At 74.8% G+C, this 12,216-nt stretch carries 10 protein-coding genes; 3 read left to right on the forward strand and 7 right to left on the reverse strand.

Annotated features, from left to right (window positions below):
• Nucleotides 1-48 precede the first annotated feature (48 nt).
• The 5 genes from ABZ948_RS00270 to xylB form a co-directional block, all read right to left on the reverse strand.
• The gene (locus ABZ948_RS00270) at nt 49-1,221 is read right to left on the reverse strand and encodes a bifunctional class I SAM-dependent methyltransferase/NUDIX hydrolase (protein WP_359755861.1); all 1,173 of its coding nucleotides are present in this window, start codon (nt 1,219-1,221) and stop codon (nt 49-51) included.
• 3 nt (nt 1,222-1,224) lie between these two features.
• On the reverse strand, nt 1,225-1,620 hold the full coding sequence (locus ABZ948_RS00275; RefSeq protein WP_359755863.1) for a luciferase domain-containing protein: 396 nt from the start codon (nt 1,618-1,620) through the stop codon (nt 1,225-1,227).
• Nucleotides 1,621-1,714: 94 nt separating this feature from the next.
• Complete coding sequence (locus ABZ948_RS00280) at nt 1,715-2,317, reverse strand: N-acetylmuramoyl-L-alanine amidase (RefSeq protein ID WP_359755865.1); 603 nt, start codon at nt 2,315-2,317, stop codon at nt 1,715-1,717.
• A 294-nt stretch (nt 2,318-2,611) separates the two neighbouring features.
• Nucleotides 2,612-3,847, reverse strand: a complete 1,236-nt coding sequence (locus ABZ948_RS00285; protein WP_359755866.1) for an ROK family protein — start codon at nt 3,845-3,847, stop codon at nt 2,612-2,614.
• A gap of 243 nt (nt 3,848-4,090) precedes the next feature.
• Nucleotides 4,091-5,536: a xylulokinase gene (gene xylB / locus ABZ948_RS00290; protein ID WP_359755868.1), complete on the reverse strand. Its 1,446-nt coding sequence runs from the start codon at nt 5,534-5,536 to the stop codon at nt 4,091-4,093.
• Nucleotides 5,537-5,666: 130 nt separating this feature from the next.
• Here xylB and xylA point away from each other — a divergent pair, with 130 nt between their 5' ends.
• Both xylA and ABZ948_RS00300 read left to right on the forward strand, forming a co-directional pair.
• Nucleotides 5,667-6,833 carry a xylose isomerase gene (xylA, locus tag ABZ948_RS00295; RefSeq protein WP_359755869.1) on the forward strand — a complete coding sequence of 389 codons (1,167 nt, stop codon included), beginning with the start codon at nt 5,667-5,669 and terminating at the stop codon, nt 6,831-6,833.
• Between the two features lie 298 nt (nt 6,834-7,131).
• The gene (locus ABZ948_RS00300; protein WP_359755870.1) at nt 7,132-7,482 is read left to right on the forward strand and encodes a hypothetical protein; all 351 of its coding nucleotides are present in this window, start codon (nt 7,132-7,134) and stop codon (nt 7,480-7,482) included.
• Here ABZ948_RS00300 and ABZ948_RS00305 read toward each other — a convergent pair.
• The gene (locus tag ABZ948_RS00305; RefSeq protein WP_359755872.1) at nt 7,471-8,739 is read right to left on the reverse strand and encodes an SWIM zinc finger family protein; all 1,269 of its coding nucleotides are present in this window, start codon (nt 8,737-8,739) and stop codon (nt 7,471-7,473) included. The two genes, ABZ948_RS00300 and ABZ948_RS00305, sit on opposite strands and share 12 nt — an antisense overlap.
• A complete protein-coding gene (locus ABZ948_RS00310) occupies nt 8,736-11,687 on the reverse strand; it encodes an SCO1167/SCO6262 family helicase (RefSeq protein ID WP_359755874.1) in 2,952 nt (983 codons plus the stop codon). Before ABZ948_RS00310 ends, ABZ948_RS00305 begins: the two co-directional genes overlap by 4 nt.
• Nucleotides 11,688-11,976: 289 nt before the next feature.
• On the opposite strand from ABZ948_RS00310, the gene ABZ948_RS00315 reads away from it, so the two are divergent.
• Complete coding sequence (locus ABZ948_RS00315) at nt 11,977-12,159, forward strand: tail-anchor membrane protein (RefSeq protein ID WP_114250647.1); 183 nt, start codon at nt 11,977-11,979, stop codon at nt 12,157-12,159.
• Nucleotides 12,160-12,216 lie beyond the last annotated feature (57 nt).

Below are 12,216 nucleotides of genomic sequence, written 5' to 3' on the forward strand. Positions count from 1 at the left end.
GCGCCGACTACGCGGGAACGGCTGAAAAAACGCACCCCTCCGGGTGCTTCAGCCGTCGTCCGTTCCGGTGGCGTACGGCGTGTAGTGCGCGGGCGTGTGGTCGATCGGCAGGCCGGGCCGCCAGGCGGTGAGGGCCTGGGCGCTGCACACGAACAGCTGGTCCGGCAGCCGGTCCAGGGCGAACCAGCGCCAGCGGCCCACGCTCTCCCCGGGCTGGTCCGACGGCTCGCCCCGCCAGGCGGTGACCCGGGCCGCCACGGTCACCCGGACGACACCGCCCGCGTCGTCCAGGAGGGTCCCCAGCAGCCGGACGTCCTGCGGCCGTGCCACGATTCCCGTCTCCTCGCCGAGCTCGCGCACGACCGTCTCCCGCAGCGACTCACCGGGCTCCACCGTCCCGCCGGGCAGCTCCCACGTCCCGCGCCGGTGCCGGCCGAGCAGCAGCCCGCGCGGCCCGTACAGAATGGCGCCCACCCCGAGCGCCGCGTGCGCCGGTGGCGGCTTCCCGACGCGCGGCCGGGAGGAGACGCGGACGGGCTGGGTCGCCTGGAAGAGCCGGTAGGACGCGTGGTTGCCGTCCTGCGGCGAATCGAGGACATCGACGCGTTCCACGCGCAGCCCATGCTCGGAGAGCAGCTCCGTCCAGAGCTCCGGCGTGAGGACCCACATGCGGACGGTGACCTCACCACCACCCGCCAGCCGCAGGATCTCGGGCCGGGCGGCGACCCGGTCCGACGGCCCGTCACCACGTGAGTTGGTGTGCAGGACGGTGAAGCAGAGCCTGCCGCCCGGCCGGAGCGCCCCGGCGAGGGCGGGCAGCAGCCGGTGCGGGTCGAGGTACGGGACGGCGTTGACGGAGTAGACGACGTCGTAGGGCTCCGCGGAGCGCAGGTGCTCCACCGCGTCGGCCAGGACCAGCCGCAGCCCGGGCAGCGAGCCGTAACGGGCACGGGCCCGTTCGTACTGGCCGGCCGAGGCGTCGACCGCGTCCACCAGCGCGCCGTGGGCCCGGGCCAGATGCGCGGCGTGCCGGGCCGTACCGCACCCGAGATCCAGCACCCGCCGGCCCGACAACTCCCCGAGCACCTCGGCCCCCGGCCCGGCACCCTCGAACCCCCAGTCGATCCCGGCCCCTTCCGGCAGCGCCGTGCCGCGTCGCAGATGGTGTGCGCCGTAGGCGGCCCAGGCCGCCGCGTTGACGGCCTCCGGTTCGTCCGCCAAGGCTCAGCCGCCCGCCGCCGTGTCGCGCGGCAGCACCGTGACGCGGTGGAAGTTGCACCCGACGGTGCGTGGCTCGTCGGCGGGGGGCCGGGCCTGGTGGGCCTTGAGGGCGCTGCTCACCAGAGTGAGCAGCAGGTCGACGTCCGCCTCGCAGTCGAGGTGGACCGTCACCCAGCACGATCCGGGAACCAGGCGGATCGCGCTCGAACCGGAGAGGTCGTAGTGGAAGCGCTGGATGGCCCGGCGGGTGAGATGGAGGTCCACGTCCCGCGGAGAGTGGAAGTGGACGATCTCGTCGCGGACGGAACGGAGCGCCCGTCCGGTACCGCAACTCGCCGGGCCCGCCGTCAGATCGGGCCAGGCCTGCAGGCGCTCCAGGGCGCGCTGGGCCAGAGTCATGGTCCCATCGTCGCCTGCTTACCGTTCCGCAACCAGAGGTTGAGTGATTCGTAACCGGGACGTGAGGTGCCTGCGGTGGGCATCGGCCCGCGTTTCAGTAGGAGTTGACCAGTCTGAGGTAACGCCTCCAGTCCCAGTGACGGCCCGGGTCGGTGTGGTCGCTGCCCGGCACCTCGTGGTGGCCGATGATGTGCGCCCGGTCGCGGGGGATGTCGTACCTGGCGCAGATCGCCGCCGTGAGCCGGGCCGACCGCTCGTACATGGCGTCGGTGAAGTACTTGGGCCGGTCCACCCAGCCCTCATGCTCGATGCCGATGCTGCGGGTGTTGTACTCCCAGTTCCCCGCGTGCCACGCGATGTCCGACTCGCGCACGCACTGCGCCACCTTTCCGTCGGACGAGCGCACCACGTAGTGGGCCGACACCTTCGTCCTGCGGTTCCGGAAGACGGACAGGGTGCCGGAGTAGGTCGTCTGCGCGACGTGGATGACCACGTACCGCACTGGATGGGCACGGGGGCGGTTCGACGGCGTGTAGTTGGCGCGGCTCGCCGGGTGCCAGGCGGCCCCCGGATGGTCGACGGCCTGTGGCCTGGCGGCGGCCCGGGCGTCCGGGAGCAGGGCGTACGGGACGGCCGTGAGGGCGGCGGCGCCCATGAGGATGCCTCGCCTGCTGGGGAAAGATCGTGTCCGTTGCATGAGTGGGGGCCTTCCGGTGTCCACGGGCAGGTGTCACGTGCTCAACTGCGGAGCGCGGCGGCCGTTGTGGTCGCGGCTCGCGTGGATCAAGTTACGGCGCCCGCAGGCAGGCCGTCGGGACGTGCCGCGTCGCGGTGGACGGGCCGCGGAATGTGGACAACTCGCTCACTCGGCCGGGTGATTCAGGCGGTCCCGGTGTGAGGGGTGGCGCGAGCGGCGGGTCGGTGAAGGCCCCTCTCAGGTCCGCTCGGCGACCTCAGCCTTGCTCGGCGACCTCAGGCTCGCTCGGCGACCTCAGGCTCGCTCGGCGACGGCCGTCGGGTCGTCCAGGACCGCTCGCACCACCGAGTGCGCCGCCCCCAGCAGCGGGCCCTCCGGGCCCAGCCGGGACACGGACACCGGGCAGACCGGGCCCGCGGTCCGCCGCGCCAACTCCTCGCGCAGCGCGGGCAGCAGCCACGGCGCCAGGCCGGACAGCTCCCCGCCCAGCACCACGCTCTCCGGGTCGAGCAGGTTGACCGCCCCGGTCAGGGCGACACCGAGCGCGGTGCCCGCGTCGCGCAGGGCCCGGCGCACGTCCTCGTCGCCGTCCGCCGCGCGCCCCGCGAGCAGGCCCACGCGGTCCTCGTCCGGCTCCAGTCCGGCCGCGCGCAGCACCGCCTCCTCACCGGCGTACTGCTCCAGGCACCCGCGCCCGCCGCACGCGCACCGCGGCCCGTCGGGCTGGACCGGCACGTGCCCCAACTCGCCCGCGAAACCGCGTGTTCCGCGCAGCAGCCCGCCGTCCACCACGACCGCCGCACCGATGCCGATCTCCGCCGACACGTGCAGGAAGTCGCCCGGCGTGCCGTCGCCGAGCCAGAGTTCGGCGAGCGCGCCGAAGTTGGCCTCGTTGTCCACCGTCAGCGGGAACTCCGTCGGCAGCAGGGCACCGAGGTCCGTGTCGTGCCAGTCGAGGTTCGGGGCCCGGACGACGGTCCGGGAGTCACGCGCCACCAGACCCGGCACCGCCACGGCGAGCCCGGCCGGCCACAGGCCCTCGCCCTCCGCCTCGGCGACGACCGCGCGGATCAGTTCGGTGAGTTCCGCGAGCACGGGCTCGGGGGAGCGGCCGCGGTTCACGCCCTGCCGTACCGCCCGCGCCCGCGTGGTGCCCCGCAGATCGACGGCGCAGACCGCCAGGTGGTCGACGCCCACCTCCGCGCCGATGCCGGCCGGGCCGCGCGCACTGACGGCCAGCGCGGAACCGGGGCGACCCACCCGGCCGGGCCGTTCGGGCCCCAGCTCCTCGATCAGCCCCGCCCGGACGAGTTCGTCGACCAGCGTCGACACCGCCGCCCGGGTCAGGCCGATGCGGGAGGCGACGGCGGCCCGGGACAGCGGTCCCTCGGCGCGGACGGTGTGCAGCACGCGGGCGAGGTTGCGGCGGCGCATGCCCTGCTGGGTGTCGGGCGTCGCCCGGCGCGGGCCGCCCGCGTGCGGCCCACGCCCCGGTCCGGCGGGGTGGGTCTCGTGCGGCGGTGCGGTCATGCCTGCGTCAGCCTCCGGGCTGGGTCCGGGGTGGTTCGGAGGAGGCCCGTCGACGCGCCTCCCCGGGGTCGTCCGAGTCGGCTCCGCGGGCCTCCACGAGGTCGTCCGAGTCGGCTCCGCGGGCCTCCACGGGGCCGTCCGAGCCGACTCCGCGCCTCCTCGGGGCCGTCCGAGCACGGGATCGGCGTCCGTCCGAGCACGGGATCGGCGTGTCGGCTCCGGGCCGTTCACGGTGCACTCGCGTCAGCTCCCGGCCGTCCCCCGCTCCAGCAGCGCAGCCGCGTCGGAGCGTACCCCGGCGATCCTGGCCAGCGCCTCCTCGTCCCGCTCGACGGCGTCGAGCACCGGCCCGGCCGCCGTGTCCCAGCGGCGCGCGACCGCCGCCGGGTCCTCCCCGGTCAGCAGCCCGGCGGCCTGCGCGGCGGCGCCGAGCGCCACCAGCTCCTTCGCCTCGGGCACCCGCACCGGACGTCCCGACAGCCTCCGGACGGTCTGCTGCCAGGCCGTGCCGCGGGCGCCGCCGCCGATCAGCAGCAGGGGTGCCGAGGGGTCGGCGTCCGCGTCCAGGACCAGGTCGAGCGCGCCCAGCAGGGAGTGGACGGCGCCGTCGTAGGCGGCCTGGAGCAGCTGCCCGGCGGTGGTGTCGTGCCGCAGGCCGTGCAGCAGGCCCGAGGCGTTCGGCAGGTTCGGGGTGCGCTCGCCGTCCAGGTAGGGCAGCAGCGTGACGGCCGTGCCGGGCTCCACGGCCTCGCGGTCCAGGCCCAGCAGCGTCGCCACCCGGTCGACGGCGAGCGTGCAGTTCAGGGTGCACGCCAGCGGCAGCCAGTCGCCGCGGGCGTCGGCGAAGCCCGCCACCGTGCCGCTCGGATCGGCGGGCCGCCGCTGCGACACCGCGTACACCGTGCCCGAGGTGCCGAGGCTCATCACCGGCATGCCGGGGCGCAGGCCCAGGCCCAGCGCCGCCGCGGCGTTGTCGCCGGTGCCCGGCGCGACCAGGGTGCCCTTGGAGAAGGGCAGGTCATGGCTGTCGCGCACCGTGCCCGCCACCTCGCCGGGCCGGACCACGCGGGGCAGCAGGGCCGGGTCGAGCCCCACGTGCGCCAGGATCTCCTCGTCGTACGCCTCCGTGCCCGAAGCCCACCAGCCCGTCCCGGAGGCGTCGCCGCGGTCGGTCGTGCCCTGACCGGTGAGCCGCTCGGTGAGGTAGTCGTGGGGGAGGCGCACGGCCTTCGTGGCGCGGACCGCCTCCGGCTCGTGCTCGGCCAGCCAGGCCCACTTGGTGACGGTGAAGGATGCGGCGGGGACGCTGCCCGTGCGCTCGGCCCAGAACTTCGCCCCGCCCAGGTCCTCGGTCAGCCGGCGTGCCTGCGGCGCCGAGCGCACGTCGTTCCAGAGCAGCGCCGGGCGGACCGGCTCGCCCCGGTCGTCCAGGGTGACCAGGCCGTGCTGCTGGCCGCCGACCGACACCGCGGCGGCCTCGTGCGCCGCGTCACCGCACTGGCGCAGGGCCTCGCACAGCGCGTCCCACCACTGGCGCGGATCACTCTCGCGGCCGGCCCCGGAGGAGACGCTGTGCGGCGCCTGGCCGCTCGCGACGACCCGGCCGGTGGCCACGTCGACGACCAGCGCCTTCGTGGACTGGGTGGACGAATCCACGCCGACGACGAGCGGACCCTCGGCTGCTGACATCGGGCTTCTCCCTACTGCGCGCGGCACGTGTCTCCGTTCGGAGGCACCTTGTCTCTTCCCAGAGAGGTGCTCGCATACTAATTTGTAAATCGGCATGACGAAATAGCCTCAGCGAGCAAGGAGCCGCGGCATGAGCTTCCAGCCCACCCCCGAGGACAGGTTCACGTTCGGCCTGTGGACCGTCGGCTGGCAGGGACGGGATCCCTTCGGCGACGCCACGCGGCGTGCCCTCGACCCGGTCGAGACGGTGCAGCGCCTGGCCGAGCTCGGCGCCCACGGCGTCACCTTCCACGACGACGACCTGATCCCGTTCGGCTCGAGCGACACCGAGCGCGAGGCCCACATCAAGCGCTTCCGGCAGGCGCTGGACGCCACGGGCATGAAGGTCCCGATGGCCACGACCAACCTCTTCACGCACCCGGTCTTCAAGGACGGCGCGTTCACCGCCAACGACCGCGACGTGCGCCGCTACGCGCTGCGCAAGACCATCCGCAACATCGACCTCGCCGTCGAGCTCGGCGCCCAGGTGTACGTGGCCTGGGGCGGCCGGGAGGGTGCCGAGTCGGGCGCCGCCAAGGACGTCCGCGCGGCCCTGGACCGGATGAAGGAGGCCTTCGACCTGCTCGGCGAGTACGTCACCTCCCAGGGCTACGACCTGCGCTTCGCCATCGAGCCCAAGCCGAACGAGCCGCGCGGCGACATCCTGCTGCCGACCGTCGGCCACGCCCTGGCGTTCATCGAGCGCCTGGAGCGTCCGGAGCTGTACGGCGTGAACCCCGAGGTGGGGCACGAGCAGATGGCCGGGCTGAACTTCCCGCACGGCATCGCACAGGCCCTGTGGGCGGGCAAGCTGTTCCACATCGACCTCAACGGCCAGTCCGGCATCAAGTACGACCAGGACCTGCGCTTCGGCGCCGGTGACCTGCGCGCCGCGTTCTGGCTGGTCGACCTGCTGGAGTCGGCCGGCTACGCCGGTCCGCGGCACTTCGACTTCAAGCCGCCGCGGACCGAGGACCTCGACGGCGTGTGGGCCTCGGCGGCCGGGTGCATGCGCAACTACCTGATCCTCAAGGAGCGCGCCGCGGCGTTCCGCGCCGACCCGGAGGTCCAGGAGGCCCTGCGCGCGGCCCGCCTGGACGAGCTGGCGCAGCCCACCGCCGCGGACGGCCTCCAGGCCCTGCTCGCCGACCGCTCCGCCTTCGAGGCGTTCGACGTCGAGGCGGCCGCGGCGCGCGGCATGGCCTTCGAGCGCCTGGACCAGCTGGCGATGGACCATCTCCTGGGGGCGCGGGGCTGAGACACGCGCGCGGGTGGGCCCGTCCGGTCGGGCCGGGCGTGGCCCGTCCCGGAGTCGTGAGCCCAGGCGCGCGTGCGGGACCGTCGGCCGGTCTTGATGGTTGGTCGGCGGTCCCGTCTTGCTCCGGTCGGCCGGTCATAGTGGTCGGCCGGCGGTCCCGTCATGCTCCGGTCGGCCGGTCATGGTGGCCGGCCGGCGGGACCGTCATGCTCCGGAATCGTGCGGTCCGTGCCATGAGCCCGTATCAACCTCCGTGCGCCCCTGCCGCCTCCGACGGAAGGCGGCGACCCTGGTCGGTATGGCCCTGCCGCCCGTACCACCCCATCCGCCCGGGCCTCCCCGGCGCCGGAATCCGCTGCTCATCCTGCTCGCCGTGCTCGTGGCCGCCGCGGCCGTGTCCGTCGTGGTGCTGATGGCCTCGGGGCGGGACGACCCGGCGGACGAGGAGCGGCCCGGCGAGAGCGCGAACCGCACCCCCGCGCCCTCCTTCGGCATTCCCACCGAACTGCCGTCCAGCTTGCCGAGCGACCTGCCGACCCGGCTGCCGTCGGGCTTCCCGACCCGGCTGCCGAGCGACCTGCCGAGCGATCTGCCGAGCGGCTTCGAATCCCTCCTCCCGTCCCTGGACGCCGACGAGCTACTGCCCTGAGGGCAGCGCGGATTCGTCCCCGACGGCGAGCTGCGCGGACGTCAGGGCCGTCGCCGGATCCTGGGCCGCGCCTCCCGAGGGCAGCCACCGGCCACGTTCCCTGTGGTACGGCCACCACCGGCCGTCCCGGCCGAGCCGGAGCTGGACCGGTGCGCCGACGACCGTCCACCGGTTGCCCCGTGCCCGGAGCCCGGGCCGCTCGTCCGCGTCCCAGGCCGACTCCAGGGCGGCACGCGCGCGTGCGAGCGCCTCGCCCTCGACCCGCCACTGCTCGTCGAGGACGGACAGCGCGTCCGTGCCCCCGAGCCGCCAGGCGCGCACCGCCGCCGCCAGCCCCTCCCGGCCGCGCCCCGACCCGTCGGCGAGACGGCCCGCGACCTCCTCCGGGGGGTCGCCCGCGGCCAGTCGTACCGCGTCCTGCGCCACCGTCGGCTCGACGCCGCCGGAGCCCCGCAGCGCCTCCGCGAGCAGGCGGTGGGCCTGTACGGCGGTCCGGGCGGCCAGGAACTCCAGCGCGGCCGGATCGAGGCCCGCCGCGGGCGGTGTCTCCGTGTCCAGGGACGGCGGCCGGCCCGGCTCTCCGGGGAGTTCGGGCAGGGCCGGCAGCGGGGGCAGGATGTCACCGGCCGCGTAGGCCTCCGCCGCGTCCACCCCCTCCGGCTCCGCGGACTCGCCGGCACAGGCCCCGCTGCGCGACTGCAGGTCGCCCAGCACGGTGTCCTCGTCACGCCCGCGCATCAGCAGCAGGACGAACGGGTCCTGGTCCAGCAGCCGTGCCACCTGGTAGCAGAGTGCCGCCGTGTGCCCGCAGTGGTCCCAGGCCCCGCAGCCGCACTCCGGCTCCAGATCGCCCAGGCCCGGCAGCAGTTCGACGCCCGCGGCCGCCGCGTCCTCGACCAGGTGCGGCGGCATCTCCCGGTCCAGCAGCGCCGCCACGTGACCGGCCCGCTCCACGGCCATGTCCAGGAGCCGGTCCCACTGCTCCGCCGTCAGCTCCGACAGCAGGACGTCGGCCCGGTGGGGCGTGCGGTCGCGGTCCTGCACGACGGCCGTGAGCCGGCCCGGGCGCACCGACACCGCGCCGACCGCTCCCGCCTGCGCGAGCCGACGGCCCGCCTTGAGCTGTGCCGAGTCCAGCGCCGTGTCCTCCAGCGCCTTCAGCCAGGCCTGGCCCCACCAGGTCTGGGCGAAGCCCCGCCCGCGCGCGGGCGGCAGCGCGGCGAACGTCCGCTCCCTGCCTTCGTCGTGCCGAGTCATCGCAGGCCCCCTCGCAGTTCGACCAGATCCGCCAGCTCCGCGTCCGTCAGCTCCGTGAGCGCCGCCTCGCCCGAGCCCAGGACCGCGTCCGCCAGCTCCCGCTTGCGGGCGAGCAGTTCGGCGATGCGGTCCTCGATGGTTCCCTCGGCGATGATCCGGTGCACCTGCACGGGCCGGGTCTGCCCGATGCGGTAGGCGCGGTCGGTCGCCTGGGCCTCCACCGCCGGGTTCCACCAGCGGTCGTAGTGCACGACGTGCTCGGCCCGGGTGAGGTTCAGGCCGGTGCCCGCCGCCTTCAGGGACAGCAGGAACACCGGCACGTCACCGTCCTGGAAGCGCCGCACCATGGCCTCGCGCTCGGCGACGGGCGTCCCGCCGTGCAGGAACTGCGTGGGCGTGCCGCGCACGGCCAGGTGCCGTTCGAGCAGGCGGGCCATCTGCACGTACTGCGTGAAGACCAGTACGCCCGCCCGCTCCGCGAGGATCGTGTCGAGCAGTTCGTCCAGCAGCTCCAGCTTCCCGGAGCGTCCGGCGATCACCGGCCGCTCCTCCTTGAGGTACTGCGCGGGGTGGTTGCAGATCTGCTTGAGAGCGGTCAGCAGCTTCACGATCAGGCCCCGCCGCGCCATGCTGTCCGCCCCGGCGATCTCCGCGAGCGCCTCGCGCACCACGGCCTCGTACAGGCCCGCCTGCTCCTGGGTGAGCGACACGGCGTGATCCGTCTCCGTCTTCGGCGGCAGCTCGGGCGCGATCCCCGGGTCCGACTTGCGGCGGCGCAGCAGGAACGGCCGGACCAGCCGGGACAGCCGGTCGGCGGCGGCCGGGTCCTGTCCGCCCTCGACGGCCTCCGCGTACCGCCGGCGGAAGGTGCCGAGCCGGCCCAGCAGCCCCGGGGTGGTCCAGTCGAGGATCGCCCACAGCTCCGACAGGTTGTTCTCCACCGGGGTGCCGGTGAGCGCCACGCGCGCGCGTGCCCCGATGGAACGCAGCTCCCGGGCGGTCGAGGAGTGCGGGTTCTTCACGTGCTGGGCCTCGTCGGTCACGAGCAGGCCCCACTCCACGCCGGCCAGCCGGGACGCGTCCAGGCGCATCGTGCCGTAGGTGGTGAGCACGAACTCCCCGTCGGCCAGGTCGTCCAGGCTCCGTCGCGCGCCGTGGAAGCGCCGCACGGGGGTGCCCGGCGCGAACCGCTCGATCTCCCGCTGCCAGTTGCCCATCAGGGAGGTCGGGCAGACCACCAGGGTGGGCCCGGCGGACCGGGCGTCGGTCTGCCGGTGCAGGTGCAGGGCGATCAGCGTGATCGTCTTGCCGAGCCCCATGTCGTCGGCGAGACAGCAGCCGAGGCCCAGCGACGTCATCCCCGCGAGCCAGTTCAGGCCCCGCCGCTGGTAGTCCCGCAGGGTGGCCGCGAGGGCGGCCGGCTGTTCCACGGGCTGCTGACCCTCCGGGTCCTCGAGCCTCTTCCGCAGGGCCGCCAGCCATCCGGTGGGCCGTACCTCGACCCGGTGGCCGTCCACCTCCGCCCAGCCGGTCAGGGCCGCGCCCAGCGCGTCCACCGGCGTGACCTTGTGGTCCTGCCGGGAGCGGGCCAGGCGCACCTCCTGAGGGTCGACCAGGACCCACTGGTCGCGCAGCCGTACCACCGGGCGTTTGGCCTCGGCGAGGCGGTCCAGTTCCTCACGGCTCAGCCGCTGATCGCCCAGTGCGAAGGACCAGTTGAACGCGAGCAGCGCATCGGCGGATAGGAACGAGAACGACGGCATGGCGGCGGAAGCCGTGCCGGACTCGGATCCGTACTCGGCCTCGGCTTCAGATCCGTACTCGGACCCGGACGCGTGCCGGTCGCCGGACGGCACGGCCTCCGCGGGCCCCACCTCCGCGCGCGTGGTGAGCTCGCGGGTCAGCCCCTTGGGCCAGTGCACGTCGACCCCGGCAGCCGCCAGGGCGTGGGCGCCGGCGCCGAGGAGTTCGGTGACCTCGTCGTCGGCGAGTTCGACCGCGTCCGGCACGGCCGCCGACAGCAGCGGCGTCATGGGGGGCCAGGCCCGGGCCGCACGGCGCAGGGCGAGCAGGACGTCCATCCGCGCGCGCGGGCCGAACGCCTCACCGCGGGTGCCGCCCGCCCACACGTCCGCGGCGTCCGCGACGAGCGCGGCATCGCTCACGCTGTGCACCTGGAGCACGGCCCGGAACGTCACGTCCATGGCGTCGGACGCCGTGGTGCCGGAGTCTGTGGCGTCTGCCGTCGGGTGGATCGTGTGCGCGTCGGCCGGGCCCTGTGCCGCCACCGGCCTGGTCGCCTCCGCCAGCCCGCGCACCTCGATCCGCAGCGACAGCCGCACGCCCGCGTCGTGGCCCGCGGCGACGTCCGCCGCCCACGCGCGCTGCTCCGGCAGGTGCACCGGGTCGGGCGCCGCGTAGGCGGGGCCGCCGGTCACCAGCGGCGCCGCGGGGGAGCGCGGCAGCGTGTCGGCGACCGCGTCCAGGAAGACGCGCAGGAGTTGCTCCGGGTCGGGCAAGCGCAGCGCCCCGGCGGCGGCCGACGGCACGGCGTGCGCCTCGGGCGGCATCGCGGCGGCGAGGCGGCGTACGGCTTCGACGTCCTGGGCGCGCAGCGGACCCGCGCGCCAGGCGTCGTGGTCACCCGGGGACAGCCCCGGGAGCAGCAGTCCGCGCGCCACGAGGTGCAGGGCGTGCAGGGCCGCCGCGCCCCAGAACACGGTGGACCGGTGCCCCTGCCCACCGGCACGCGCACGCGTGAGGACCGGCAGGGCCGCGCGGACGGGCAGCAGGACGGCGGATACGGTCTCCGGCTCGACGCCGTCGTCGCCGGGTACGACGACGGTCAGGTCCGCGACGGTCGCCGGCGCCACGGCCTCGGGCGGTGTGCCGTCGGGTCGCCAGAACGCGACGGTGCCGGTGCGGGCGGGGTCGCCGGGCAGGAACACGGCGTGGCAACAGGCCAGTTCGGAGAACTCGGAGGAAGGTGCCGGGGGAGTCGGATGCTCGACTATGACTGATTCCTCAAATTTGACTAGCGGAACGGAGTGGCCGAGGGTACAGCACTTTCGGCGCAGACGGGTATGGCTGAGCTGTGAGCTGGGTCACCATGGAGGTCTCAGGGGTGCGTCGGGGTCGCACCTCGGGGATGTCTCAGGGTCGCGGTCCGGAACCGTCGCACGCGCGGGTCCGTTTTCGGGACAGAGAGCGGCAATGGCCGCGAAGGAGGCGACAGTCATGTCGAAGAACGCCAAGATCGCCGCGGGCGGTGTGGCGGTCGGGCTCATCCTGCTGATCTGGCTGCCCTGGTGGGCCGCGCTGCTGATCATCCTGGGAGTCCCGGCCGCCGCGTACCTCACGCTGGACCCCTCACAGCGGCGCAGGCTGCGCCGCGCCACCCGCAAGGAGCTCGGTCGCTGACCGGCCCGTACCGACGTACCGACAGTGTGGCCGGCCGGCCGGCCCGCCTCGCCGGTC

Source organism: Streptomyces olindensis (assembly GCF_040645895.1).
Taxonomy (GTDB): Bacteria; Actinomycetota; Actinomycetes; order Streptomycetales; family Streptomycetaceae; genus Streptomyces; species Streptomyces olindensis.